Origin of the sequence: Streptomyces sp. NPDC047982 (genome assembly GCF_043204165.1) — a bacterium.
Taxonomy (GTDB): Bacteria; Actinomycetota; Actinomycetes; order Streptomycetales; family Streptomycetaceae; genus Streptomyces.
In genome coordinates, this window is the sequence record NZ_JBIDBS010000026.1 from 75,511 (window position 1) to 100,078 (window position 24,568).

Here is a 24,568-nt window from a genome sequence, read left to right on the forward strand (position 1 = left end):
TATGCACCCGATGTATACACACGGTGTAGAGTGCTCGGCATGTCTATCGGCCACACCCTGCTCGGACTCCTGGAGTCCGGCCCCCGCCACGGCTACGACCTCAAGCGCACGTTCGACGAGAAGTTCGGCCACGACCGGCCCCTGCACTACGGCCAGGTCTACTCGACCATGTCCCGGCTGCTGAAGAACGGCCTCGTGGAGGTCGACGGCATCGAGAGCGGCAGCGGACCCGAGCGCAAGCGCTATGCCATCACCGAGGCCGGGATCACCGACGTCGACGCCTGGCTCGCCCGGCCGGAGCAGCCCGAGCCGTACCTCCAGTCGACGCTCTACACCAAGGTCGTCCTGGCCCTGCTCACCGGCCGCAGCGCCGAGGCCCTGCTGGACACCCAGCGGGCCGAGCACCTGCGGCTCATGCGCACCCTCACCGACCGCAAGCGCCGCGGCGACCTCGCCGACCAGCTGATCTGCGACCACGCGCTCTTCCACCTGGAAGCCGATCTGCGCTGGCTCGAACTGACCGCCGTCCGGCTGGACCGGCTGGCCGAGGAGGTCCGGCCATGACCTCCGACGGCGACCGTCCGGCGTCGTGAGGGGTGCGGCCGCCCGGCCGCCGGGGGGTGCGGTTCCCGTCGATCCCGGGAGCCACGCCCCTTCTCCCGTACGACCGTCCCCGTACGACTGCGCTTCGACCGCCCTCCGTACGGCTACACCCCCGCCGTCACCCGTACCGGAAGCGCCCGCATCGCCTCGCGCAGTGCGACCGCGAACTCCTCGAACTCCTCGTGCCGCGCCGCGCCCGTCCGCATCCCCAGCGCCACCCGGCGCGAGGGCGCGGGCTCCGCGAAGTACCCGGTGGCCAGCGCGTCGTTGCGGCCGGTCTCGACCGTCACCGCCGTACGTGGCAGCAGCGTCACCCCGAGGCCGCCGGCCACCAGTTGCACCAGCGTGGAGAGCCCGGCCGCGGACGTGGTGACCGCCGCGCCCTGGGTGCGCCCCGCCTCCCGGCATATGTCGAGCGCCTGATCACGCAGGCAGTGCCCCTCGTCGAGCAGCAGCAGCGGCAGCTCGCGCAGCGCCTCGCGCGGAATGTCGGCGCGCCCGCCCAGCCAGTGGTCCCGCTCGGTGACCAGCACGAAGTCCTCGTCGAAGAGCGGGAGTTCGCTCACCCCCGGCACCCCGAGCGGCACGGCGAGCAGCAGCAGGTCCAGCCGTCCGGCGGCCAGCCCCTCCAGCAGCGAGGAGGTCTGTTCCTCGTGCACCTGGAGGTCGAGCTCGGGGTAGCGGTCGTGGACGAGGCGCAGCACGGTCGGCAGCAGATACGGGGCGACGGTGGGGATCACGCCGAGCCTGAGCACTCCGGTGAAGGGCGCCCGGACCGCCTCGGCCTCCTCCATCAGCTCCCCGACCGCGTCCAGCACCGCCCGTGCCCGCACCGCGAGCCGCTCCCCCGCCGACGAGAGCAGTACCTTGCGCGTCGTACGCTCGATGAGCTGCACGCCCAGCGCGTCCTCCAGTGCCGACACGGCCCCGGAGAGCGCCGGCTGGCTCATCCCGATGGCCGCCGCGGCGTCCCTGAAGTGCAGGTGCTCGGCGACGGCCGCGAAGGCCCGCAGCTGCGACAGGGTGGGCTGCTTCGTCCGGTGCCCCTGATTGCTGTGATTACGCGCCACTGATAAGCACCTCCGATCATCACGACCGATTGTAGCTATTTCCACTATCAATGCACTCTGTGCCAAGGTGGTGACGTCCAACCCTCAGGGACTCCCCTCACACGGGAGTTCCACGCTGCAAGGAGAGCGCGTGCTCACTGTCGGTGACAAGTTCCCCGAGTTCGACCTGACCGCCTGCGTCTCGCTGGAGAAGGGCAAGGAGTTCGAGCAGATCAACCACAAGACCTACGAGGGCAAGTGGAAGATCGTCTTCGCGTGGCCGAAGGACTTCACCTTCGTGTGCCCCACCGAGATCGCCGCCTTCGGCAAGCTGAACGACGAGTTCGCCGACCGTGACGCCCAGATCCTCGGCTTCTCCGGTGACTCCGAGTTCGTGCACCACGCCTGGCGCAAGGACCACCCGGACCTGACCGACCTGCCCTTCCCGATGCTGGCCGACTCGAAGCACGAGCTCATGCGCGCGCTCGGCATCGAGGGCGAGGACGGCTTCGCCCAGCGCGCCGTCTTCATCGTCGACCAGAACAACGAGATCCAGTTCACGATGGTGACCGCTGGTTCCGTGGGCCGTAACCCCAAGGAGGTCCTCCGGGTCCTCGACGCCCTGCAGACCGACGAGCTGTGCCCGTGCAACTGGTCCAAGGGCGACGACACCCTCGACCCGGTCGCGCTCCTCGCGGGCGAGTGAGCTGACAGCACCATGGCACTCGACGAACTGAAGGCCGCGGTCCCGGACTTCGCCAAGGACCTGAAGCTGAACCTCGGTTCGGTCATCGGGAACAGCGACCTCCCGCAGCAGCAGCTGTGGGGCACCGTCCTCGCCTGCGCGATCGCCTCGCGCTCGCCGAGGGTGCTGCGCGAGCTGGAGCCGGAGGCGAAGGCCAACCTCTCCGCGGAGGCGTACTCCGCCGCGAAGTCGGCCGCCGCCGTCATGGCGATGAACAACGTCTTCTACCGGACCCGGCACCTGCTGTCGGACCCCGAGTACGGGACGCTGCGCGCGGGGCTGCGGATGAACGTCATCGGCAACCCCGGTGTGGAGAAGACCGACTTCGAGCTGTGGTCGCTCGCCGTCTCCGCGATCAATGGCTGCGGCCAGTGCCTGGACTCCCACGAGCAGGTGCTGCGCAAGGCCGGCGTGGACCGTGACACGATCCAGGAAGCCTTCAAGATCGCTGCGGTGATCCAGGCGGTCGGCGTGACCCTCGATGCCGAGGCAGTGCTCGCCGAGTAGGACCGGCACCGCCCCTGGCACGGGTAGAGCCCCGAGGACGACCGACCGTCCCCGGGGCTCTACCCGTACGTCCTGGGGCGCCTCTCCCGCCTCCCTCCGCCCTGCGGTCACCTGCCGTCCGACGGTCTCCGGCGGTCTTGCCCTCCGACGACAGGTGACCCGCTGCGCCCCGGCGCCTGTCACCGCCTGTCGGCGCCGTGCTTCCCGCCACCACTGTCCCCAGCGTCGTCGTCGCGGTCATCGGGCGGTGAGCCCGGCGCGAGTGTGGGAGCGATGTCCAGCGCGGTCGCCCCGCGCGGCGGCGGGGAGTGCCGCAGAGCCGCCTCCTGCCCGTACGCGCGCAGATAGCCGACGACCGTGTTGGTGACCGCGACCAGCGGCACCGCGACGACCGCTCCCCCGATGCCCGCGACCATGCCGCCCGCCGCGACGGACAGGACGACGGCGAGCGGATGCACCCGCACCGCACGCCCCAGGATGAACGGCTGCAGTACGTGGCCCTCGATCTGCTGCACCGCGAGCACCACGGCCAGCACCATCAGCGCCGCGAACACGCCCTCGGTGACCAGCGCCACGACCACCGCGAGCGCACCGGAGATCACCGCGCCGACCAGCGGGATGAAGGCGAAGAGGAAGATGAACACGGCGATCGGCACGGCCATCGGCACATTGAGGAACCAGATCCCCAGCCCGATGAAGATCGCGTCGATCAGCGCCACGACGACCGTGCCCCGCACATAGGCGGTCAGCGTCCGCCAGGCCCGCGGCCCGGCCCCGGCGAAGCCCGGGCGGGCCTGGGCGGGCACCAGCTTGAGCACCCACTGCCAGATGCGCTTCCCGTCGTACAGCAGGAAGAGCGTCGAGAACATCGCCAGCAGGGTCCCCGTCAGGAACTCCACCATCACGGTGACACCCTGCAGCCCGGCGGAGGTGATCTCCTCGGTGTTGGTGCCGATGGTGTCGCTGAGGTTCTGCGCGGCACCGTTGATCTGCTGCTCGGTGACGTGGAACGGACTGTCGAGCAGCCAGTGCTTCAGCTCCTCGATCCCCGCCCGCACCTTGTCGGAGAGGGTGTCGAGGTTCTCCATCACCTGCCAGACCACGAACCAGCCGACCAGGCCGATGATGACGAAGCCCAGGATCGCGGTGACCGCGGTGGCGAGACCGCGCGGCAACCCGCGCCGCTTCAGCCAGGCGACGGTGGGCTGGAGCATCGCGGTGACGAGCAGCGCGGCGACGAACGCCAGCACCACCAACTGCACGGTACTGATGACCTGCGCCAGCACCCAGAGCGTGCCCGCCAGGACGAGCAGCCGCCAGCCCGCCTCGGCGGCGACCCGCATGCTCCAGGGGATCGCCGCGACCGGATCGGGCCGGGCGGCGACCGACGGAGCGTACATGGGCGGGGGCGGCACCTGGTCGGCGCTCTCGCGCCGCACCGTGTCGTCCGGTACGGACGTGCCCGTCATCGGTGGCCCGATCGGCGCGCCCTCGTCACCCACGGCGCCCTCGCCCCCCTCGGCCCCGGCCGTGCGCTGTTCCAGCCGCTCGCCCAGCGCGGTCAGTTCCGTGCCCAGGCGGCCGAGCCACCCCGGAAGTCTCGACATGATCGTTTCTCTTCCCCCCGCTCCCACTCCCCGCCACGTGTCACGCGCCCGCGCCCGCGCCCGCCCGGCCGTCCGGACCCGACCGTACACGCGCGAAGCCCCTCACCGTAGGACGGTGAGGGGCTTCGGGAGGTTGAGACCTTGGTAACGAGACCTCAGTACCAGTGGTTGGCCTGCCAGAACGACCAGGCGCCGCAGGGGCTGCCGTAACGGCCGTCCATGTAGCTGAGCCCCCACTTGATCTGGGTGGCCGGGTTGGTCTGCCAGTCGGCACCGGCGGAGGACATCTTCGAACCGGGCAGCGCCTGCACGAGGCCGTAGGCACCGGAGGACGGGTTGGTCGCCCGGTAGTTCCACGTCGACTCGTGGTTCACGATGTTGCTGAAGCACTGGAACTGGTCGGCGGGCACGATCTGCCGCGCGATCGCCTGGACCTGGGCCACGGTGTACGAGCTCTGCTGGGCGAATGTGGCCGTGCTGCGCACCTCGGAACGGCTGGCGCGCTCGGCTTCCTTCGCCTTCTTCGCCTCGCGTTCCTGCTTCAGCTTCTGCTCGGCCGCCTGCTTCTTCGACTTGGCGTCCTTGGCGGCCTGGATGCGGGCCGCCTCCTCTGCGGACTTCTTCGCCGCCGCGTCGGCCGCGGACGCCTGGGCGTCGGCCTGCTGCGTGAGCGAGGCGGTCTGCACCTGGGCCTGCTGACCGGCGGGGATGTCTGCGAGCAGCGTGGTGTCGGCTGCGGTCGCCTCGAAGTTGTTGTCGTCGGCAGCGGCAGCGCCGCCCGAGGCAACGCCTACGACGGCGCCGACGGTGGTGACCGCGGTGGCTGACGCCACGGCGAACCCCCGGACCGAGATCCGGCTCACACGGTTTCCTTCCAGCATCGCCCGCTTAGGTGACCTCGCGGGCGCAATCGTGCCCCTGGCACTGGCCTCCCTACTGCTTGGGTCACGGGAGGCACGGGCCCGGTGGGCGACTCCCGGAAGGGGAGCGCCGCGTGGTACTCGCGGGCGGCATACGGCGGACGGTTGTTGAGTTGTGTGGTGCGTGCACCTCTGGAGGTGCGGGTGTGCCGTATGCGGGGCCTGACGGAAGCAAGACTTTGCCGGAACGTCACGCCAGGACGCAATTCTCCGTTGCGTGTGAAAGCTCACACCTCGTTTGGAGCAAGTGATTTATGGAAAAGCCACCGCGGCGCGGTGCCGCCCGGCTAAGCTGCTGCGCTCGCCGGGCGGCACCAACGGACTTATCCCGTATCAGATCTGGCCTTCCTCCAGCATTTCGGTCACCAGGGCGGCGATCGGGGAACGCTCGGAACGGCTGAGCGTGACATGCGCGAAGAGCGGATGCCCCTTCAGCTTCTCGACCACGGCGACGACTCCGTCGTACCGGCCGACCCTCAGGTTGTCCCGCTGGGCCACGTCATGTGTGAGGACCACCCGGGAGTTCGCCCCGATCCGGGACAGCACAGTCAGAAGGACGTTCCGTTCGAGGGACTGCGCCTCGTCGACGATCACGAACGAATCGTGCAACGAGCGGCCCCGGATGTGGGTGAGCGGCAGGATCTCCAGCATGCCGCGCCCCAGGACCTCCTCGATCACCTCGCGCCCGGCGACCGCGGACAGGGTGTCGAAGACGGCCTGTGCCCAGGGACTCATCTTCTCGGCCTCGGTGCCGGGGAGATAGCCCAGGTCCTGCCCGCCGACCGCGTACAGCGGACGGAAGACCATCACCTTCTGGTGCTGCCTGCGCTCCAGCACGGCTTCGAGACCGGCGCAGAGCGCCAGCGCCGACTTGCCGGTACCGGCCCGGCCCCCCAGCGACACGATGCCGACGTCCTGGTCGAGGAGAAGGTCGAGCGCGACACGCTGCTCGGCGCTGCGGCCGTGGATCCCGAAGACCTCGCGGTCCCCCCGCACCAGGCGGACGTTCCCGTCGGCGGTGACCCGGCCGAGGGCCTTGCCGCGCTCGGACTGGAGGACCAGCCCGGTGTGCACCGGCAGGTCGGCGGCCTCGGGGACGTACAGCGTCTCCTCCGCGTAGAGCAGGTCCACCTGATCGGCGGCCAGGGGCAGTTCGGACATGCCCGTCCAGCCGGAGTCGGTGATGGCCAGTTCGGCGCGGTACTCCTCGGCGAGGAGACCGACCGAGGACGCCTTGATGCGCAGCGGCAGGTCCTTCGACACGACCGTGACGTCGTACCCCTCGGCCTGGAGGTTGCGCGCGACCGCGAGGATCCGTGAGTCGTTGTCGCCCAGCCGGTATCCGGCGGGCAGCACGCCGGGGTCCGAGTGGTTGAGTTCGACGCGCAGCGTCCCGCCCAGGTCCCCCAGCGGGATCGGGTCGTCCAGCCGGCCGTACCGGATCCGCAGGTCGTCCAGCCGGCGCAGGGCCTGCCGGGCGAAGTACCCCAGCTCCGCATGATGCCTCTTGGCCTCCAGTTCCGTGACCACGACGATCGGGAGCACGACCTCGTGCTCGTCGAACCGGGCCATGGCGTGGGGATCGGCCAGCAGGACGCTGGTGTCGAGAACGTAGGTGCGCCTGTCGGACATGCGGCGCTTTGTGCTGGTCACCACGGAAGGACGTACCCCCTCGGACGAGGTTGGGGCGGACGGCGTCGCGGAGCATCCCCAGGAGAGAGGACGGACCGGGCTGCGGCCCCGATGCACGGGCCGAGCACCGGCCCTCCGCGTCGGACGCACTGTGTACGGTCCTTCGTGTGCAAAGGGCCTCCCGGGCGAGCGGACTCCATGCCGCTCACTTGGACACGACGTCCGCCTTGCCTGCGACCGGACGTCGACCTGCCAGAGGTATTCCCTCGAACACGCGAAGCCATGCCGCGCCGCGGGCGCGGGTGGGCCGGGTGAGGTGCCCCGGGCATGTGACGACCCGGGCGTGCGGCACTGCTGACCAGGGCATATGACGTTCCGGCAGGTGGCGCCCAGACAAGCGGTGCCCCAGCGGGGCTGTACCGGGCGTACGGCCTCGGGGAGCGGGGCACATGAGGTCCCGGCACGGTCCCCGAGCGCGGCACCCTCCGGCCCGTCCGGTGTTCGAGAACGGGAGGCCCCGTGGACGGGCGGTGTCAGCCGCCGAAGCGGCGGTGGCGGGCCGCGTAGTCGCGCAGGGCGCGCAGGAAGTCGACGCGGCGGAAGGCCGGCCAGAAGACCTCGCAGAAGTAGTACTCGGAGTGCGCGCTCTGCCAGAGCATGAAACCGGACAGCCGCTGCTCGCCGCTGGTACGGATGACCAGGTCGGGGTCGGGCTGGCCCCGGGTGTAGAGGTGTTCGGAGATCAGGTCGGTGGAGACGATCTCCGCGAGATCCTCGAAGGACGTGCCCTTGGCCGAGTGCTCCAGCAGCAGCGAACGGACCGCGTCGGCGATCTCCTGGCGCCCGCCGTAGCCGACGGCGACGTTGACCAGTATTCCGTCGACGTCGAGGGTGGCCTGTTCGGCCTCCTTGAGAACGGTCTGGGTGTGTGCGGGCAGCAGGTCGAGCGTGCCCACGTGGTGGACGCGCCAGCGGCCGTCCGCCGCGAGGTCGCGCACGGTGTTCTCGATGATGCCGAGGAGCGGGATCAGCTCGGACTCGGGCCGGTCGAAATTGTCCGTGGACAGGAGCCAGAGAGTGACGACCTCCACATCGGTCTCACTGCACCAGCCGAGCAGCTCCTGGATCTTGTCGGCCCCGGCCTGGTGCCCCTGCGCGGCCGTGCCGCCGGACGCCTTCGCCCAGCGCCGGTTGCCGTCGAGGATGACGCCGATGTGCTTGGGCACCTGGGTGTGGTCGAGGCGGGCCTCCACCCGGCGCGCGTAGAGCCTGTACACCAGGTCGCGCAAGTTCACTGAGTTCACCTCTCGATTGCGTGCGGGCCCGCCCGTCCCGTCGACCGGGGTCCGGGGTCGCCTCTCTGGGGATCGCCGCACCGCCCTGCGGAGCCCGTCGCTCCGCGCGTGCCCTCGCTGTCCCCGGGACCGCAACATTACTGCGCGGGCGGCAGACCGGCCCAACCCGGCCTGTCACAAGTCCGTGATAAGGAGGGAAACGTGATTGAATCTCCTCTCTTCTACCAGGCCGCCGGTTCTCGTTACGACTCCATGGAGTACCGCCGCACCGGACACAGCGGCCTCAAGCTCCCCGCCGTCTCCCTCGGCCTCTGGCACAACTTCGGCGACGACCGCACGCTGGACTCCCAGCGGGCGATCCTGCGCCGCGCCTTCGACCTCGGTGTGACCCACTTCGACCTGGCGAACAACTACGGGCCGCCGCCGGGCTCGGCCGAGCTGAACTTCGGCAAGATCTTCCGCCAGGACTTCGCCCCGTACCGGGACGAACTGATCGTCTCCACCAAGGCCGGTTACGAGATGCATCCCGGCCCGTACGGCGAATGGGGTTCCCGCAAGTACCTGCTGTCGTCGCTGGACGCCTCACTGCGGCGGACGGGGCTCGATTACGTCGACATCTTCTACTCGCACCGCTTCGACCCGGACACCCCGCTGGAGGAGACGATGGGGGCGCTGGCCTCCGCGGTCCAGCAGGGCAAGGCGCTGTACGTGGGTGTGTCCTCGTACGACGCGGAGCAGACCGCCGAGGCCGCCCGGCTGCTGAGGGACATGGGCGTACCGGCCCTGATCCATCAGCCGTCCTACTCGATGATCAACCGCTGGATCGAGGACGACGGGCTGCTCGACACCCTGGAGGCGGCCGGCATGGGCTGCATCTCCTTCGTACCGCTGGCCCAGGGCCTGCTCACGAACAAGTACCTGGCGGGCATACCGGAGGGTTCGCGCGCCACCCAGGGCAAGTCGCTGGACCCCGGGCTGCTCTCCGAGGAAGTGGTCCGCCGGCTGAACGGGCTGAACGACATCGCCTCCCGGCGCGGCCAGTCGCTGGCCCAGCTGGCGCTGACCTGGGTGCTGCGGGACAGCCGCATGACCTCGGCGCTGATCGGTGCGTCGAGCGTGCGGCAGTTGGAGGAGAACGTCGCGGCACTCGCCAGTCCGCCGCTGTCCGTCGAGGAGCTGCGGGAGATCGACGCCTTCGCCGTGGACACCGAGGGCACCAACATCTGGGCCGTACGCGGCTGACGGACGGAGCCGACGGACGGGGCTGACGGACGGGGCTGACGGAAGCAGCCGGGGCGGGGACCGGGAGACGGGGGGCGGGACCGGGAGACGGGGGCGAAAGGCGCGCCCCGGACCGAGGCCGCGGCCGGGGAAGACGGATGGCTTTCGTGGGGTGGCCTCGGCCATCCGTGTTGACGGGCCCGTCACGCCGGGCGGCGTCCGCGGAAGAAGTGGCACGGCACGGAGGGACGCGGTACAGGGCGCGGGGCGCTTCACAGCGGTCGAGGGCCTGGACCGGCGCTCGGATCCGGCGCAAAAAACGGGCCGGTCCGTGGGGGGGGTTACGGACCGGCCCGAGGGGGGGTTTCCACCATAACCCTTCGTAAGTGGTGCTGCGTGCCACGCCACTCCACAATTACTCTGCGAACTCGCCGGACTCCGGTGCGAGCACGGTCCGGGAGCGACGCGCCGCGGGGCCGGGAAAAATCACGCGGTGGCCGGTGCGCCGCGGTGGTCACGGGTGAAGCGGACCGCCAGGGCTTCGCCGCCGATGACGACGAAGCGTCCGTCCTCGCACCGGATGACGGCCTCGCGCACCTCGCCCCGCTCGTCCCTGCACTCCTCGGTACGGGTGACGGTCCAGCCGCCCTCGGGGGGCCTCGGCAGATTGGGCACGGCGGCGAACTCCCACTGCCCGGACGGCACGCACCAGGCGGGCAGCCGCGGCCAGGAGCCGGGGCCGACCCGCAGGGTCCAGTCGGAGGCGCAGGTCAACAGCACGGACTGTCCGTCGGCCAGCAGGAACTCGACGGCCTCGGGCTCGCCCATCAGGCCCTCCGGCCGGTAGCGGACGCCGTACACTCCGACGATCCGCGCACCCCTGAGCCAGTCCGCCCTGCCCTGCCGCGGTACCCGCGGTGCCCCTTGTTCGTTGCCCGTCCTCATGGCCAGTTCCCTCCCACGTACTCTCCGTACAGGGTCGCACCCCCGTCCGTGAGCGGCGGTCGCGCCCTACCCGGGTTTGCGGGCCTCGATCAGGAACCGGGTGGCGTGAGCGACGAAGGGTCCTCCGGTCTCGATCCGGTGGTGCAGTTCGGCGAGTCGCGGGCGGTACTCCTCGACGGTGAAGCCCGGCACCATCCAGATGACCTTCCGCAGGAAATAGACGACGGCGCCGATGTCGAAGAACTCGGTGCGCAGCTTCTCCATCCGCAGATCGACGACTTCGAGCCCGGCCGCCTCGGCCGCGGCGCGGGCCCGTTCCGGATCCCGGGCGCCGCGCACCTCGGGCGGCTGCGGGCCAAGGAAGTACTCGACCAGTTCGAAGACACTGGCCGGGCCGACCTGCTGGGAGAAGTACGTGCCTCCGGGGGCGAGCACCCGCGCGATCTCGGCCCACCAGGTGGTCACCGGATGCCGGCTGACCACCAGGTCGAAGGCGTCGTCCCCGAACGGCAGCGGCGGCTCTTCCGGGTCGGCGACCACGGCCACGCCGAGCGGGTGCAGCAGGGCGGTGGCGCGGGCGACGTTCGGCGGCCACGCCTCGGTGGCGACGACAAGGGGCGGCAGCCTCGGCACGGAGGCGAGGACCTCGCCCCCGCCCGTCTGGATGTCGAGCGCCGCCCCGGCCCGGCCCATCCGGTCCGCCATGGCGCGGGCGTAGCCCCAGGAGGGGCGCTGTTCGGTGGCCCGGCCGTCGAGCCAGGAGAAGTCCCAGCCGTCGACGGGGACAGCGTCCGCCTCGGTGACGAGGGCGTCGAAGCGCGCGCGTTCCGCCGCCACGTCCGCCGTTGCCGTTGCTGCCGTTGCTGCCGCACGTTCGGTCACCGGTTCTGGCTGTGGATGCGGTGGCGGTTGCGGTGGCGGGTCTACGGGTGTCCTGGGCATACGGGGATCGTGCCAGCCGGGAAACGGTCCGCGCGACCGCAATACGCGGGCGGGTTCGGGGCGTGTGCGGGGCCGAGCGCCGGGACTCGGGGCCGCTGTCGCGGTGGACCTGTCGGGCGGTGCCGGTCGCGCACGACCGGGATCTCCACCAGCGTTGCCGACGGGTCAGCCGACGGGGCCTCAGGGGCCGGACGACGCCAGGCCGCCGAGCAGCAGGCCGAGCAGCGCGCCCGTGATCATGAAGGGGCCGAAGGGGATGCCCGTCTTGCGTCCGGCCCGCTTCAGGACCATCAGCCCGAACCCGTACACCGCGCCGAGCAGGAAGCCCGCGAAACCGCCGGCGAACAGGACCGTCCAGCCGTACCAGCCGAGGGCCACCCCCAGGGACAGGGCGAGTTTGACGTCCCCGAAGCCCATCCCGTTGGGGTTGATCAGGAAGAGCAAGAAGTAGAAGCCGCCGAGAGCCGCCCCGCCGAGGAGACCGGACACCCAGTTGCCGGCGTGTGCCGGAAGCAGCGCGGCGACGCCGAGGAGTGCGGTGACCGCCCCGGCGGCCGGCAGGGTGAGCTGATCGGGGAGCCGGTGGACGCGGCGGTCGATGGCCGCGAGGAGCACACCGACGGGGGCCAGCAGCAGCCACACGGCGAGCTCGGGGCGGGGGCCGGTGGCCGCCGCGAGGACGGCGCAGGCGAGCGCGGTGACCACGGGCACGAGCACACCGGGCGCGTAACGGGCCGCTGGCCGCACGGCATCCGTGTCTCCCGGCCCGTCGCCCGGGTGCGCGTTTCCCTGCCCGTCGCCAGGGCCGGCCGGACCGGCGCCCGTTCCTCCCGCACCGCCGCCCGTGGCTCCGGGCCCGGCGGTCGTGGCGGTCGTCACCGGTACCGGCGCCGCGCAGGCGGCACACCGCGCGGAGCCGAGCCAGCCCCCGAGGGCCCCGGTCAGGGCGTGGCCCGCGGGGCAGGTGTCGCGCCATGCCTCCTCCGGTTCGACGGAGAACCGGTAGGCGGCGCGCGGGACCAGCAGCCCGGACGCCGCTCCCCAGAGTGCGGCGAGCACTGTCAGCATGGCGTACACGTTGCCGACCCTAAGGCGGGCGCCCGGCACGGGTCATGGGTCCTGGGGCCCACCGCGTGCCGTTCCGGACCCAGCGGCCGCCACCGGACGCTACCGTCGTGGCCATGGCTCAATGGCGCAATGGCAACGGCACGTTGACGGTCACCGACGCACGGGGAGGGCAGGGTCCGGAGACTCCGGGGGCACCAGATACACCGGAGGCACCGGAGATACCGCTGCGGATCGCGGCCACGTACCGGACCAGGAGCCGGGGGCTGCTCGGACAGGACGGGATCGACGGCGCCCTGCTGATCACTCCGTGCGGGAGCGTGCACACCTTCGGGATGCGGTTCACCATCGATGTGGCGTACGTGGACCGGAAGTTCAACGTGATCGCCGTCCGCACGATGAAGCCGGGCCGGCTCGGGCTGCCCCGGCTGCGGGCCCGGCACGTGATCGAGTCGGAGGCGGGGGCGATGGAGACCTGGGGGCTGCGGCCGGGGGCGCGGGTGAGGATCGTCCAGGCGGAGACGGACCGGGGGCGGTAACGACCTGGGGGGTGATAGGGAGTGGGCTCCACTCCCCATCGGCCTCCAGGTCGTAACGCGCACGCACCACCCCACCGACGGACCCCAAAACGGCCCAGGCGCACCGGCCGCGCGCGATTGCGCGGGCCCGGAGCGGGCCGGGAGCAGATCGCGCGCAGGCCCGGAGCGGACCTGCTGGGTCGTCAACGACCGTGCTACGACCGGAGCTTGGTACGGGAGCGCGGCAGCGCCGGGGCGATCGACCACAGGACCTCGGCCTCGTCCTCGCCCGGGTTGTCCCAGGCATGAGCGGCGCGCGCCGAGAACGTCGTCGAGTCCCCCGCCTCCAGGAACCTTGGCTCGCCGTCCACGGTCAGCCGCAGCGCGCCCCGTACCAGGTAGGCGAAGACCGTCTCCGCCTCCAGACTGTACGCGCCGCCCGAGCCGCCGCCAGGGCTCAGGATCGTCCGCATGACCTGGACGTGCCGTTCATCGGCGGGGGTGAGGAGGAACTCCTCGATGCCGTGGCCGCCCATCTCCAGCCTGGCGCCCCGGCCGCCCTTGACGACGTCCTGATCCGGATAGTCGAAGAGCGTGGCGATGCCCGTGCCCAGCGCCTCGCAGATGCGGATCAGGGTGGGCACGGAAACCGAGGTCTTGCCGCGCTCGGCGAGGCTGACGAAACCCTTGGTGACGCCCGCCGCCTCGGCGACCTGAGCGAGCGTCAACCCCTGGGACAGGCGGAGCTCGCGCAGCCGCGGACCGATCGTGGACATGTGACTGTCAGGGGCTTCGGGCATGGCGGACACGCTACCTGGCGGTGGGGTCACGGTGAGTGGCCGGGGACGAAGGCATATCGCAGCAGATGTCGGAAGGGTCTTTACCCGTCGAGTTTAGTGCTGTAAAACTCTGACGAAAGTTTAATGGCGCTAAACAAAACGCCTCGGTGGCCGTCCCGTCCCCCGTGACGCCCCTCCCCTTTTTCTTCGTCCCTCCCCCCTCCCCTGCCCGTCCCGCACCGCCCGAGGAGTAAGCCGATGAGCTCCCCGTCCTCCCATCAAGAGAGCACCGCTCAAGAGAGCACCGCTCAAGAGAGCACCGAACGCACCGTGCGCGGCGTCGTCTTCCGCTCCCCGGGGCAGAAGGTGACCGTCGCGGATGTCACCCTGGCCCCGCCCGGCCCCGAAGAGGTCGAGGTCGCCGTCACCGCAGCCGGTGTCTGCCACTCCGATCTGCACGTCATCCGCGGCGAGTGGGACCACCCCGTCCCGGTCGTGCTGGGGCACGAGGGCTCGGGCGTGGTCACCGCGGTCGGCGAGGGCGTCACCGGCCTCGCACCCGGCGACCACGTCGTCCTCTCCTGGGTCCCGTCCTGCGGCACCTGCCGCTTCTGCGTCTCCGGACGCCCGGCCGCGTGCAGCCTGGTCGCCGAGGTCGTCGCGCCCGGCGGGGTGCTGCACGACGGCACCAGCCGCCTCTCGGTGGACGGCGAACCGGCCCACCACTACCTCGGCGTCTCCTCGTTCGCCGAGCGGGTCGTCGTCCCCGCCTCCGGTGCGGTCAAGGTGCGCGAGGACGCGCCGCTCGACGTGATCGCGCTGGTCGGCTGCGCCATCGCCACGGGTGTCGGTGCGGTGCGCAACACCGCAGGCGTCGAGGCGGGGGCCACGGTCGCCGTCATCGGCTGCGGCGGCGTCGGGCTGTCCTGCGTACAGGGCGCCCGGCTGGCGAAGGCCGGCCGGATCGTCGCCGTCGACGTCGTGCCGGAGAAGCTGGAGCTGGCCCGCGCACTTGGTGCGACGGACGCGGTCGACGCGCGGGACGGCGATGTCGTCAAGGCGCTGCGGGCCCTGGTCCCGGAGGGCCTGGACTACGTGTTCGACGCCATCGGCAAGATCGAGACCACCGAGCAGTCCATCGCGGCCCTCGGGCAGGGCGGCGCCGCCGTCATCGTCGGCCTGCCGCCGGCCGGCCGCACGGCGCGCTTCGACCCGCTCGCGCTCGCCGAGGCCGACCAGCGCATCCTCGGTTCCAACTACGGCTCGGTCGACGCCGCCCGTGACATCCCGGCCCTGGTCGACCTCGTGGTGTCGGGCGACCTCGACGTGGAGTCGATGATCTCCGCCCGCCGCCCGCTGGACGAGGTGGGCGACGCGCTGGCCGACCTCGCCGCGGGTCACGCCCTGCGCCAGCTGCTGATGATGAAGAAGAAGGAGGACCGGACATGAGCACCGCCAGACAGCAGACGAGACGACGGACCGGGCAGCAGGCCGGTTCCCGGAACGGATCGCAGCGCCCCGCGCACAAGTCGGCCGACGGGCTGGCCCACCGTTCCGTCTCCACGTTCGAGGTCGGCGCGCAGAGCGTCGCGAACGTCGCGCCCAGCGCCGTCATCGCGTTCGCGCCCGCCAGCATGGCGGCGTCCGCGGGCAACGGCGCCTGGTTCTCGTTCTTCCTGGCCATGGCCGCCGTCCTGGCCATCGCGTACTGCATCTGTGTCTTCGCCCGCAGGCGCGCCGGGGTCGGTTCGCTGTACGCGTTCTCCCGGCTCTCGCTCGGGGCGCCCGGATCCTTCGTGACCGGGTGGGCCCTGCTCATCGGGGCGGTGTGCATCGGTTCGGGTTCACTCGCGGGCGCCGGGTACTACACGGCGCGCGCCCTCGACCAGATCGGCATCGGGCTCTTCACCGGCATCCCCGGCCAGATCCTGCTCGACGTGCTGCTGGCCGCTGTCGCCGTGCGGCTGACGATCGCCAGTGTGCGGACGGCGGCACGGGTCGCCTCCGTGCTCGAAGTGGTGTCGATCGTCCTCATCCTCGTCGTCCTGCTCCCCGCCTTCTTCCGGAGCGGGAACGTCATCGACACCGACCAGCTGACCCTCAGCGGCTCCACCCTCGACGGGGTCGTCTTCGCCGTGGTCCTGGGCGTGCTCGGCTTCGTCGGCTTCGAGGGCGCCGCGTCGCTGGGGGCCGAGGCCACCGACCCGTACAAGGCGATCCCCCGCTCGGTGATGGGCAGCGCGGTGCTGGCCGGTGTGCTCTACATGTTCGCGACGTACGCGCAGGTCGCCGGGTTCGGCGGGGCGGACGCACTCGGGAAGAGCTCCGACCCGATGGACGAACTGGCGGAGATGTCCGGTCTCGGCTTCCTGAAGTTCTTCCTGCACGCGGGCTTCGCCGCGTCGTTCGTGGCCGTGGTCATGGCCTGTGTCACCGTCGCCGCCCGGCTGCTGTTCGGCATGGCCAACGAGGGTGTGATGCCGGCCCGGCTCGGTGTCGCCCACCCCCGCCACCGGACCCCGTCCGCGGCGATCTGGGCCGTGACCCCGTTCATCGCCCTCCCGGCGGTGTTCGTGGTCGGCGCCGGGACCGCGCCGCTGGACGCGACGACGTACATCGACACCATCGGCGTCTTCGGCTACATGCTGAGCTACACCCTGGTGTGCCTGGCCGCGCCCCTGTTCGTGCGCCGGATCGGGGCCCGCGGTCTGCTCCTCACCTGGGGGCTGGGACTGATCGGCGCCGCCGCGATGGTCTACGTCTTCTACCGCAATCTGTGGCCCGTGCCTAAGTGGCCGCTGAACGTGCTGCCGTACGTGTTCGTCGGCGCGCTGGTCCTCGGAATCGTCGGCTTCGCCGTGCTGCGGGTGCGGAAGCCGGAAGTCGCGGAGCGGGCGGGAACGTTCGCGGACGACCTGGACTGAACTCCGCCCTCGCCCTCCCCCTCGCCTTCGCCTTCGTCTTCGCCCTCCCCCTCGCCTTCGCCTTCGTCTTCGCCCTCGTCCTCCTTCTTCTCCTCGCCTTCGTTCTCGCCCTCGTTCTCGTCCTCGTGACATCGCCGCCTTCCCTCCCCCTCCCCGTCCCGATGCCCCGCTCCCCCGCACCCCTCGCGGGCAGTGCGGGGCATCGGCCGTTGGGCCCGACTTTGGGGCCAAGGGCCCAGGTCACCCGGCCTGTACGTCCGTACGCTCACGTCCACACCCGCATGCACAACCGCGGGTACGGGCAGGGCACGTGGGCGTCGGAGAGGAAGAACCGTGACGGGTGGCGGGGGCTGGGGAAGCGGAAGCGCGGGCCACATACCACCGGGGGGCGGAGGTGGTGCCTCCGGTGCCGGCAGCGGCGTCTTCTTCGCCCTGACCCGTAGTTGGGCCGCCGGCGCCCTGGTCTACATCGCCGCCGGGTACCTGGTGTCGCGCGGGCTCGTCGAGCTGTTCGCCACCGAGGAGCGGCTCGCCTCGTTCGGCTGGCGCCTCGGACTGCTGCACGTGCCGAACGTCATCACGACGGTGCTCACGGTCCTCGCCTCGGTCCGTGTGCTGCCGTACGAGCGGCGCGAATCCCGGGTGCTGACGCTGCTCGCCGCCCTGGGCGTCCCGGTGGCCGCGGTCGTCTACGGGCTCGCCGTCTCCTGGCATCTCGTGGGCATCGAGGGCACGTTGATGCCGATCGTCACGCTGGCCACCGGATCCGCCGCGGGACTGGCCGTGCACCGGCTGCTGGAGGACCGCGAGGACGAGGACGCGCACACGTCCTCGTCGTACCCGTACTCCTGGCGGGACAGCGGGGCCACCGCGATGGAATACCTCGGGGTGATCGTCCTCGTCGTCACGATGATCGGCGCGATGGCCGTGGCGGGCATCGGCGGGCAGATCGGCGAGCGCATCCTCTGTGTGATCAGCTCGATGGGCGGCGGCGGTGGCAGCTGTTCGACGGGCGGAGGCGGCGACACGACCGCGAAGCCGAAGACTGACGCCGACTACGAGCCCAAGATGTGCCAGGTCTCCAGCATCTCCGACAACGTCGGTGGCAAGGTCAAGATCGGCTGGTTCGAGTGGGGCAACGAGTACGGCTTCCAGCAGAAGGTGAGCCAGGCCAACACGGACGTGAACGGCGACGGCAAGGTCGACGGGAACGACAAGCTGGTCTACATGACGTTCACGGACGCCATGTCCGCCGGAGGCACCGCCAGCACCCCCGGTGTCAAGCTCGGCAAGCTGGGCAAGGCGGACGTGGACGTCGGCGGCGGCATCAAGATCACCAACGGTGACACCTGGGTCTTCAAGAGCGAGGAAGAGGCCCAGCAGATGCGCGACGACATCGAAGAGATGAAGATGTGGGAGACCTCCACCAAGTACAGCGGTGGCTACGGCGGCGGCTGGTACTCCGGCATGAAGTGGGCCGACAAGAAGAAGGACGTCGAGAAGAAGATCGGCGACAAGAAGATCTCGTACTCGACGATCGGTCTCAACGCGTACGCCGACGGCGGTCTCTCCATCAGCTCGGGCGACGAGATGAAGCTGGGCGCCAAGCTCGGTGGCAAGGCCAAGTTCTCCCCCGAGGTGACCATCACCAAGGACGACATCAACGGCAACGAGTCGTACACGTACACCGCCAAGCTCGAACTGGAGGGCAAGGTCAGCGGCACGGTCGGCCCGTACGGCGGCGCGGCCTCCGCGAAGGACAGCCGGACCGGGGCGATCACCGTCACCCGGGACCAGAAGACCGGCAAGATCGTCCGCATCGACATGACGCAGACCCATGAGGGCGGTTCGACTTCCAACAAGGGCGACATCAGCGGCGACAACGGCAAGAAGGACGGCGACAAGCGCGGCGGCAAGGTCAGCGGCAGCGACTCGTCCGGTGACACCGGTATCGAGGTGACGACGAACTCGATCATCTTCGGCAAGGACACCGACCAGGCCACCGAGGACAAGCGGGCCATCGCCGAGCAGTGGCTGAACGGTTCCGGCAACAACACCGCGCCGTTCGAGTACATGTTCGGTGACCGCTCCATGGAGCAGAAGCCGACCGGAAACGACCCGTTCGAGCAGCTGATGTTCGAGGACGGCCTGTCGAGCACGATGAAGTACCACGGTCAGGCGGACGCCCAGGAGTTCGGCTTCGAGGTCTCGCTCGGCATGAGTCTCGGCTTCTCCCTCTCGGACGAGCACAAGCAGGAGACCCTGACGGACGCGCAGTTCCTCGGAGCCCCGAACGGCGACAAGCGCTCGTACCTCCCGTACAGCTACTGCGCGAAGTAGCGCGGAGCCGCTGGACGAGGAAGCACGGGCGGGTTGGCGCGGGCAGCCGGCCGGGGTAGCCAAAGGGGCGGCCGTACCTGTAGCTGTAGTGCCGGGAAGGGCACTGGTGCGGTAAGACGCACCGGGGCCGGGAAGGGCACTGGTGCCGGGAGAGGCACCGGCCATGGCCACGGGTACGGCCGCCCGCTCGACGGACGGCGACGGCGCACGGCAATCACGCACGACGAAGAGGCGATGGACGATGACGACGACGACGAAGATGTCCCGGGCAATCGGCGCGGTCACCGCCGCCGCCATCGGTCTCACCCTGCTCACGGGCTGCGGCGACGAGGCCGCTTCCGTCCCGGAGGGCTGGGGCACGCTCGACACGAAGAGCCTGTCCGTCGGATACCCCGAGAAGAAGGGGTACAAGGAGCAGCCCGCCGCCGAGCGCGCGAAGGCGAACGCCGCCGTGGCGCTCAAGGAGGAGAGCGGGCTGCGCACGGGCATGGTCTCCGTGCAGCTCGACTTCGCGACGGGTGTGGACGACGCCGGCGAGGCGGCGGCCGCCGCGGGTGCGGGCATCGGCCTCGGGACGACCCGCAAGGAGACCACGGACGTGCGGCTCACCGGGGCGGAGAGCGCCCGCGACGCCCGCAGGATCGACTACGAGTTCACGTCGAGCGGCAAGGACCGCACCCCTGCGCAGGGCACGCCGATGACGGGCGTCGTGATCGCGGGCGTCGATTCGAAGCATGTGCCGTTCGCCGTGCGGATCAACGCGGTGAAGGGCTCGCTGAGCCGGCAGGACCTCGACGCGTTCGTCGAATCGATCACGGTCAAGTAGCGTCGGGCGGCGGGCACGCGGTGGTGGTGGAACGGCCGTAGCGGCCCGGCCACGCAGCAGCGCGGTCACGTGGTCGAGCCGACGGATCACACGTACTCGATCGAGTCGACGGATCAGGGGCACTCGTTCATGCAGATCCTGCCCGGGGGCACGGCCACCTTCCTGCTTCTGTTCGGCCTCCTCCTCGGCGCGTTCGCCGTCCGGTCCGCGCTGCGGCTGCGCCGGGTGCTGCGGCTGATCCGGCACGGCGAGCACGTCCAGGGGCGATGTGCGGACCGCCGTACGGTCGACCGGGGCCCGGGCACGGACCGCGGCTACGCCGTCGAGTACGTCTTCGCGTTCCGGACCCGCGACGGCCGCGAGATCGAGTTCACCGACCACGCCCCGGGGCCGTTCGGCTTCGCGGTCGGGGCGCCTGTCCGGGTCAGCTACGACCCGGCCGACCCGGCGAAGCGCGCCACGGTGGCCGGGCCGGGGGCGTGGGGCCCGGTGGTGATGCCCGCGCTGTTCGCGGTCGTGCCGGGGATGTTCGCGGCGGGGCTGCTGGCGGGGTTCGCGGCGATGCGGGGCTGGCTCTGAGGGCCGCCCCGACGCCTACCGGCTGGGGACCTCGCTCCCGAACAGCATCCATGGCGACTGGTCGAACGACGCCACCCCGGACAACTGCGGCTGCACCGCCGCTATTTCGTGCCGTACGGCGAGCGTGTCGGGCCAACTGTCGAAGAACGTCGTCCCGTTGACGACGACACTGCTCCAGTCGGTCGCCGCGGAGGCGCCCTCCCGGTCGACGACGAACCCGATACAGAGCACCGAGGCCCGCCCTATCGCCTCCCGGATGGCCCGCGCGGCGAGTTCCTGCTCCTCCCGTGTCAGCTGTCCGAGCCCGAATTCGAGCGCGACGACACCGTCGCGCATCTTCCTGACCCGCGCCGGGACATCGGCCCCGCCGTCCGTCCAGAGCAGGAAGTCGACGCTGTCGATCCGTTGCAGGCCGGCCAGGAGCACGAGTTGTTCCCGGGTCACCCACGACAGGGTGCCCCACGGGTCGGGCCCCGGCCCGATCAGTGTGACCCGCCTGGTGACCGGGTGGCTGAGCCGGAGTCCCGCCGCGTCGAGGTCACCGAAGAGCGACTCGGCGTCGGGCCGGCTCCAGCCGAGGTGGTACGAGTAGAAGAAACCGTCACTCATCGACACATCACCCCATGAAACGACATCAGGTGGAGCGTGCAGATCAAGGTGCGCGTGGGCACACCGGACGGGCGCTTGTGGCGGCGCCGTCCAGGTGGCTCACGGTTGGGTCGGGTACGAGCGTAATGAGCCCCACCCGCCCGTGCGTGGGCCCACGGACCCAGCCACGGGCCCCATTGGGACAATGCGGTGGACACGGGTTCCCGGATGGCAGATCGTGGACGCCGATGACACGCACCGATTCGCCTCCCGCATGGGACGAGCGCACCCAGCTGGCCACCTTCCTCGACTACGTACGCGACACGGCGCGCGCCAAGTGCGAGGGGCTCTCGCCGAAGGACGCCCGCCGGGCCCCGCTCCCCGGCTCTCCCCTGATGACGATCGCTGGGCTGATCAACCATCTCAGCTGGGTCGAGTACTACTGGTTCGAGGTGGCGTTCCTCGGCGGTGAGGACGAGGGCCCCTGGACGGAGGAGGACCCCGACCGCGAGATGCGCATCGCGGTGGACATGCCGCTCGCGGACGTGCTGGCGGCCTACGAGGCACGGACGGCCCGCTACCGCGAGCTGGTCGCGTCCCACGAGCTGGACACACCCGCCAAGCGCCCGCGCGCGGACGGCAGACATCCCGACCTGCGCTGGATCGTTCTGCATCTGATCGAGGAGACCGCCCGGCACAACGGCCATCTCGACCTGATCCGGGAGATCGTCGACGGCACCACCGGGGTCTGAGACAGCACCACCGGGGTCTGAGACAGCACCACCGTGGTTTGAGGAGCGGACCGGAGTCCCGCCCCGGGCGCATGGGCCCCGGCCCGGGGCCGGTCCTCCTGGGCCCTGTCCCGTCCCGGCCCTACCGGCCCGGGGCCTGCCCCGCCCGAGTCCTGCCGCTGGCCACGCGTCGGGGCCCTGTCCACCCGTCCGGGGCCTGTCAGATCGTCGCCGCCCGGGTCCTGTCCGTCCGTCCGGGCCCTGTCAGATCGTCGCCGTCCGGGGCGCGATGTGCTCGGCGATCTGATGGGTGAAGCTGACCGGGTGGCGGTCCGGGAGAACCTGGATCTCGCCGACGCCCAGGCGCGCGTACGCCTCCGCGTCGGCGAGGAACCTGGCCGGCCGCTCCAGTACCGGCCCGTTGTACATCACGGTCTTCTCGACGGCGTCGTAGTCACGGCCCTCCGCCTCGCAGTGCGCACGCAGCACCCCGAGCTTGTGGGCGACTTCCTCCGGGCCGGTGGCGAACAGGTTGCAGGCGTCCGCGTACCGGGCGACCAGGCGCAGCGTCTTCCGCTCGCCTCCGCCGCCGATCATGATCGGCGGACGTTCGCCGATCGGTTCGGGTACGCACAGGGTCTCGTCGAGGTGGTAGTGGCGGCCCCGGAACGGGCCGTTGTCGTCGCTCCACATCTGCAGACAGATGAGAAGCGTCTCCTCCAGCCGCTCGAACCGTTCGGCGACGGGGACGACCGGCACGCCGAGCCCGTACTGCTCCCGCTCGTACCAGGAGGCCCCGATGCCGAGCCTGGCCCGGCCGCCGGAGAGTACGTCGAGCGTGGTGACGATCTTCGCCAGCAGGCCGGGGTGCCGGTACATCACGCCCGTGACCATCAGACCGAGCGTCATCCGCTCGCTCAGCGCCGCCGCGTAGCCGAGGGTGGTGTACCCCTCCAGCATCGGGTCGTCGACGGCGCTCTGCCCGGTCTCCATCTGGAAGTAGTGGTCCATCACGGTGAACGAGGCGATGTCCGCCTGTTCGGCGACGCGTACGGATTCCGCGAGGGTCGGCGCGATGAGGGCAGGGTCGGCCGGGGTCGAGTAGTTCCAGTAGTGCAAACCGAGCTTCATGTGCGGCCTCCGCGGGTCGGGGAGGGCGGCCGGGGGCGGAGGCCGGACCACAGGCCACCCGTGCGCCGGCCGACTGCTCCGGGTGCCCTCGGGTCACGCTATGCGAGGCCGCGCGTCGTCTGCCGCCCGGCCGGAGCAAACGGGTCAGGGCGATGACTGGGAGGCGGGCCCGTGACGCCGGGCAGCCGGTGTGGTGGCCGGGGGTGGGCCCTGCGTGGGATGCCCCGGCATGCCCCGGCGGGGATCCGTGTCACGCGACGCGGCGAGCGCCTGCGTGCCCGGACAGCCCGTGCCCGGAGTGCGGACGGTCAGTGCCCGGCCCGGTGCCACGGCCGGTCGGGCCGGGTGGGGCGGGCGTCCGCGGACAGCCGCAAGGCGTACACCGGCTGCTCGCCGGTGACGGGGCCGAGGTACTCGTGACCGGTCATATGGCACCAGGCGGGCAGGTCGAGCGGGGCGGCCGGGTCGGTGGCGATCACATGCACGACGGTGCCCGCCTCCGCGCCGTCGATCGCCTTCCTCAGCCGGAGCAGGAGCGTGACGCAGAGCAGTCCGGTGCCGTCGACGGTGAGGCTCGCGGGCGGGATGGGGGCAGTGGTCATCGGGACCTCACCGGGCCAGGGACTGGGTGACGCGCCACAGGCGACGAGGGAGCTCGCTCTCTTCGAAGGCGTGGACCTCACGCACCGCAGTGGTCGCCCGCCCGCCCACTCGCCGACGGTCGACGTCGGCACGCAACTGCTCCAGCCCGGCAGCCGAGAAGTCCAGGGCCCGTACGGTGAAGCACTCCCGCGCGAAGTACAACGCGTCGCGGCCGTGTCCCGCGCCCGGCTCCAGCACGTCCACGGCCCCCGCCTCCCGGAAGACCCCGGCGGCGTGCCGCGCGGGGAGCGAGGGCTCGCACCCGTACATGTCCGGGTGCGAGCCGTAGGTCCGCTGCCCGTGCTCGCGCTGGGCCTCGCCCAGCTCCCGCCCGTCGCCGCTCACGCTCCGCGCCCTCCTCTCGCTTCCAGGCCGGTGCCTGTGGCCTCCACCGACCAGCCTAAAGCGCCCGCGTCCCCGCCGTACGGGCCCCCACCGGACCCCACCGGGCCCCGCCCCTCCGGTGCGGTCGGCGCTTCGAAGTCCGCTTCTGGCTGATCGAAGCCGCTTGAGGGCCCACGGGTTCTTTGCCGTGTCCCCTCGCGGAGCAAGTCCGCACGCGCTCCTTCCGGTCAACGCGGCAGCGCCACCCACGACTTGGGGCCACGATGCGGCCAGGGGACGTCACAGACTCCCCACTCACCACCCCAGTCGTCCACGACGGCCTCCAACAGCCAGACCTCCCGCCTGCGACGCGCCTCGCAGAGCACGGCCATGTCCGGGTCGGCGTGGTCCCGCCCTCCCGGAGCACGAAGTCGCCCTGCGGCTGGCCCATCGAGTGGAACGGCAGCACGTCCTGGAAGGAAGCTCCTCACCCGAGTACGCGAGCGTCATGCACGAGGCAGCGCTACCGGGTTTGTTCGCAGTGCACCGGGCTTCAGCCTGGTGGTGAAGCGAATCTGAGAACTGCTCTGAGCTCAGCTGTGTGCATGGGTCTGCACTGTTGGCCTCAGCCCGGGTCAGAGCGGCCGGTTCTGCT

Annotated in this window: 25 protein-coding genes; 12 read left to right on the forward strand and 13 right to left on the reverse strand. The window is 70.9% G+C overall.

Annotated elements, in window-relative coordinates:
• Window positions 1-39: 39 nt before the first annotated feature.
• Entirely contained in the window at window positions 40-564 is a 525-nt protein-coding gene (locus ACGF2V_RS27215; RefSeq protein ID WP_362628856.1) for a PadR family transcriptional regulator, read from the forward strand.
• A 143-nt stretch (window positions 565-707) separates the two neighbouring features.
• On the opposite strand, the gene ACGF2V_RS27220 is transcribed toward ACGF2V_RS27215, so the two are convergent.
• On the reverse strand, window positions 708-1,673 hold the full coding sequence (locus ACGF2V_RS27220; RefSeq protein ID WP_362628854.1) for a hydrogen peroxide-inducible genes activator: 966 nt from the start codon (window positions 1,671-1,673) through the stop codon (window positions 708-710).
• A 130-nt stretch (window positions 1,674-1,803) separates the two neighbouring features.
• Between ACGF2V_RS27220 and ACGF2V_RS27225 the strand changes: the two genes are divergently transcribed.
• Together ACGF2V_RS27225 and ACGF2V_RS27230 are read left to right on the forward strand one after the other, a co-directional pair.
• Window positions 1,804-2,358, forward strand: coding sequence for a peroxiredoxin (locus ACGF2V_RS27225; RefSeq protein WP_362628853.1), 555 nt, complete (start codon window positions 1,804-1,806; stop codon window positions 2,356-2,358).
• A gap of 12 nt (window positions 2,359-2,370) precedes the next feature.
• Window positions 2,371-2,904 (forward strand): alkyl hydroperoxide reductase, encoded by a 534-nt coding sequence (locus ACGF2V_RS27230; protein ID WP_362628851.1) that lies wholly within the window; start codon window positions 2,371-2,373, stop codon window positions 2,902-2,904.
• A gap of 179 nt (window positions 2,905-3,083) precedes the next feature.
• Here the strand turns inward: ACGF2V_RS27230 and ACGF2V_RS27235 are convergent, their stop codons facing one another.
• The 4 genes from ACGF2V_RS27235 to ACGF2V_RS27250 all read right to left on the reverse strand — a co-directional run bounded on the left by ACGF2V_RS27235 (window position 3,084) and on the right by ACGF2V_RS27250 (window position 8,358).
• Window positions 3,084-4,511, reverse strand: a complete 1,428-nt coding sequence (locus ACGF2V_RS27235; protein WP_362628850.1) for an AI-2E family transporter — start codon at window positions 4,509-4,511, stop codon at window positions 3,084-3,086.
• 155 nt (window positions 4,512-4,666) lie between these two features.
• Window positions 4,667-5,374, reverse strand: coding sequence for a lytic transglycosylase domain-containing protein (locus tag ACGF2V_RS27240; RefSeq protein WP_362628848.1), 708 nt, complete (start codon window positions 5,372-5,374; stop codon window positions 4,667-4,669).
• Window positions 5,375-5,764: 390 nt separating this feature from the next.
• A complete protein-coding gene (locus ACGF2V_RS27245) occupies window positions 5,765-7,087 on the reverse strand; it encodes a PhoH family protein (RefSeq protein WP_362709651.1) in 1,323 nt (440 codons plus the stop codon).
• A 509-nt stretch (window positions 7,088-7,596) separates the two neighbouring features.
• A complete protein-coding gene (locus tag ACGF2V_RS27250; RefSeq protein ID WP_362628843.1) occupies window positions 7,597-8,358 on the reverse strand; it encodes an isoprenyl transferase in 762 nt (253 codons plus the stop codon).
• Window positions 8,359-8,562: 204 nt separating this feature from the next.
• Here ACGF2V_RS27250 and mgrA point away from each other — a divergent pair, with 204 nt between their 5' ends.
• The gene (gene mgrA, locus ACGF2V_RS27255; RefSeq protein ID WP_362709697.1) at window positions 8,563-9,600 is read left to right on the forward strand and encodes an L-glyceraldehyde 3-phosphate reductase; all 1,038 of its coding nucleotides are present in this window, start codon (window positions 8,563-8,565) and stop codon (window positions 9,598-9,600) included.
• Between the two features lie 465 nt (window positions 9,601-10,065).
• On the opposite strand, the gene ACGF2V_RS27260 is transcribed toward mgrA, so the two are convergent.
• The 3 genes from ACGF2V_RS27260 to ACGF2V_RS27270 all read right to left on the reverse strand — a co-directional run bounded on the left by ACGF2V_RS27260 (window position 10,066) and on the right by ACGF2V_RS27270 (window position 12,543).
• A complete protein-coding gene (locus ACGF2V_RS27260) occupies window positions 10,066-10,524 on the reverse strand; it encodes a hypothetical protein (RefSeq protein ID WP_362628840.1) in 459 nt (152 codons plus the stop codon).
• 66 nt (window positions 10,525-10,590) lie between these two features.
• Window positions 10,591-11,466, reverse strand: a complete 876-nt coding sequence (locus ACGF2V_RS27265; protein WP_392913397.1) for a class I SAM-dependent methyltransferase — start codon at window positions 11,464-11,466, stop codon at window positions 10,591-10,593.
• Window positions 11,467-11,646: 180 nt separating this feature from the next.
• Window positions 11,647-12,543, reverse strand: a complete 897-nt coding sequence (locus ACGF2V_RS27270) for a prepilin peptidase (protein WP_389046572.1) — start codon at window positions 12,541-12,543, stop codon at window positions 11,647-11,649.
• Window positions 12,544-12,647: 104 nt separating this feature from the next.
• Here ACGF2V_RS27270 and ACGF2V_RS27275 point away from each other — a divergent pair, with 104 nt between their 5' ends.
• Window positions 12,648-13,070 (forward strand): DUF192 domain-containing protein, encoded by a 423-nt coding sequence (locus ACGF2V_RS27275; RefSeq protein ID WP_362628834.1) that lies wholly within the window; start codon window positions 12,648-12,650, stop codon window positions 13,068-13,070.
• 194 nt (window positions 13,071-13,264) lie between these two features.
• On the opposite strand, the gene ACGF2V_RS27280 is transcribed toward ACGF2V_RS27275, so the two are convergent.
• Window positions 13,265-13,849, reverse strand: a complete 585-nt coding sequence (locus tag ACGF2V_RS27280; protein WP_362628831.1) for an XRE family transcriptional regulator — start codon at window positions 13,847-13,849, stop codon at window positions 13,265-13,267.
• A gap of 237 nt (window positions 13,850-14,086) precedes the next feature.
• Between ACGF2V_RS27280 and ACGF2V_RS27285 the strand changes: the two genes are divergently transcribed.
• The 5 genes from ACGF2V_RS27285 (at window position 14,087) to ACGF2V_RS27305 (ending at window position 20,497) form a co-directional block, all read left to right on the forward strand.
• Complete coding sequence (locus tag ACGF2V_RS27285; RefSeq protein WP_362709646.1) at window positions 14,087-15,277, forward strand: Zn-dependent alcohol dehydrogenase; 1,191 nt, start codon at window positions 14,087-14,089, stop codon at window positions 15,275-15,277.
• Window positions 15,274-16,752, forward strand: a complete 1,479-nt coding sequence (locus tag ACGF2V_RS27290) for an APC family permease (protein ID WP_362709643.1) — start codon at window positions 15,274-15,276, stop codon at window positions 16,750-16,752. The genes ACGF2V_RS27285 and ACGF2V_RS27290 overlap by 4 nt, the downstream gene beginning before the upstream one ends.
• Window positions 16,753-17,085: 333 nt before the next feature.
• Window positions 17,086-19,092 carry a hypothetical protein gene (locus tag ACGF2V_RS27295; RefSeq protein WP_362628822.1) on the forward strand — a complete coding sequence of 669 codons (2,007 nt, stop codon included), beginning with the start codon at window positions 17,086-17,088 and terminating at the stop codon, window positions 19,090-19,092.
• 241 nt (window positions 19,093-19,333) lie between these two features.
• Window positions 19,334-19,918 carry a hypothetical protein gene (locus tag ACGF2V_RS27300; RefSeq protein WP_362709641.1) on the forward strand — a complete coding sequence of 195 codons (585 nt, stop codon included), beginning with the start codon at window positions 19,334-19,336 and terminating at the stop codon, window positions 19,916-19,918.
• 69 nt (window positions 19,919-19,987) lie between these two features.
• Window positions 19,988-20,497 (forward strand): DUF3592 domain-containing protein, encoded by a 510-nt coding sequence (locus tag ACGF2V_RS27305; RefSeq protein WP_362628816.1) that lies wholly within the window; start codon window positions 19,988-19,990, stop codon window positions 20,495-20,497.
• A gap of 15 nt (window positions 20,498-20,512) precedes the next feature.
• On the opposite strand, the gene ACGF2V_RS27310 is transcribed toward ACGF2V_RS27305, so the two are convergent.
• Window positions 20,513-21,106: a hypothetical protein gene (locus ACGF2V_RS27310; RefSeq protein WP_362709638.1), complete on the reverse strand. Its 594-nt coding sequence runs from the start codon at window positions 21,104-21,106 to the stop codon at window positions 20,513-20,515.
• Window positions 21,107-21,333: 227 nt separating this feature from the next.
• Between ACGF2V_RS27310 and ACGF2V_RS27315 the strand changes: the two genes are divergently transcribed.
• Window positions 21,334-21,837 carry a DinB family protein gene (locus tag ACGF2V_RS27315; protein WP_362628810.1) on the forward strand — a complete coding sequence of 168 codons (504 nt, stop codon included), beginning with the start codon at window positions 21,334-21,336 and terminating at the stop codon, window positions 21,835-21,837.
• 243 nt (window positions 21,838-22,080) lie between these two features.
• Here the strand turns inward: ACGF2V_RS27315 and ACGF2V_RS27320 are convergent, their stop codons facing one another.
• The 3 genes from ACGF2V_RS27320 to ACGF2V_RS27330 all read right to left on the reverse strand — a co-directional run bounded on the left by ACGF2V_RS27320 (window position 22,081) and on the right by ACGF2V_RS27330 (window position 23,934).
• On the reverse strand, window positions 22,081-22,947 hold the full coding sequence (locus ACGF2V_RS27320) for an LLM class F420-dependent oxidoreductase (protein WP_362628807.1): 867 nt from the start codon (window positions 22,945-22,947) through the stop codon (window positions 22,081-22,083).
• 308 nt (window positions 22,948-23,255) lie between these two features.
• A complete protein-coding gene (locus tag ACGF2V_RS27325; protein ID WP_362709636.1) occupies window positions 23,256-23,549 on the reverse strand; it encodes a sulfurtransferase TusA family protein in 294 nt (97 codons plus the stop codon).
• Window positions 23,550-23,556: 7 nt separating this feature from the next.
• Window positions 23,557-23,934 carry a hypothetical protein gene (locus ACGF2V_RS27330; RefSeq protein ID WP_362709634.1) on the reverse strand — a complete coding sequence of 126 codons (378 nt, stop codon included), beginning with the start codon at window positions 23,932-23,934 and terminating at the stop codon, window positions 23,557-23,559.
• Between the two features lie 187 nt (window positions 23,935-24,121).
• Between ACGF2V_RS27330 and ACGF2V_RS27335 the strand changes: the two genes are divergently transcribed.
• A complete protein-coding gene (locus ACGF2V_RS27335; protein ID WP_392913409.1) occupies window positions 24,122-24,481 on the forward strand; it encodes a Scr1 family TA system antitoxin-like transcriptional regulator in 360 nt (119 codons plus the stop codon).
• Window positions 24,482-24,568 lie beyond the last annotated feature (87 nt).

Coding starts and splice junctions, on each gene's coding strand:
- ACGF2V_RS27285 (WP_362709646.1), top strand. CDS start 14,087: ATGAGCTCCCCGTCCTCCCATCAAGAGAGCACCGCTCAAGAGAGCACC.
- ACGF2V_RS27215 (WP_362628856.1), top strand. CDS start 40: ATGTCTATCGGCCACACCCTGCTCGGACTCCTGGAGTCCGGCCCCCGC.
- ACGF2V_RS27235 (WP_362628850.1), bottom strand. CDS start 4,511: ATGTCGAGACTTCCGGGGTGGCTCGGCCGCCTGGGCACGGAACTGACC.
- ACGF2V_RS27265 (WP_392913397.1), bottom strand. CDS start 11,466: ATGCCCAGGACACCCGTAGACCCGCCACCGCAACCGCCACCGCATCCA.
- ACGF2V_RS27275 (WP_362628834.1), top strand. CDS start 12,648: ATGGCTCAATGGCGCAATGGCAACGGCACGTTGACGGTCACCGACGCA.
- ACGF2V_RS27325 (WP_362709636.1), bottom strand. CDS start 23,549: ATGACCACTGCCCCCATCCCGCCCGCGAGCCTCACCGTCGACGGCACC.
- ACGF2V_RS27310 (WP_362709638.1), bottom strand. CDS start 21,106: ATGAGTGACGGTTTCTTCTACTCGTACCACCTCGGCTGGAGCCGGCCC.
- ACGF2V_RS27320 (WP_362628807.1), bottom strand. CDS start 22,947: ATGAAGCTCGGTTTGCACTACTGGAACTACTCGACCCCGGCCGACCCT.
- ACGF2V_RS27230 (WP_362628851.1), top strand. CDS start 2,371: ATGGCACTCGACGAACTGAAGGCCGCGGTCCCGGACTTCGCCAAGGAC.
- ACGF2V_RS27280 (WP_362628831.1), bottom strand. CDS start 13,849: ATGCCCGAAGCCCCTGACAGTCACATGTCCACGATCGGTCCGCGGCTG.
- ACGF2V_RS27260 (WP_362628840.1), bottom strand. CDS start 10,524: ATGAGGACGGGCAACGAACAAGGGGCACCGCGGGTACCGCGGCAGGGC.
- ACGF2V_RS27315 (WP_362628810.1), top strand. CDS start 21,334: ATGACACGCACCGATTCGCCTCCCGCATGGGACGAGCGCACCCAGCTG.
- ACGF2V_RS27300 (WP_362709641.1), top strand. CDS start 19,334: ATGACGACGACGACGAAGATGTCCCGGGCAATCGGCGCGGTCACCGCC.
- ACGF2V_RS27290 (WP_362709643.1), top strand. CDS start 15,274: ATGAGCACCGCCAGACAGCAGACGAGACGACGGACCGGGCAGCAGGCC.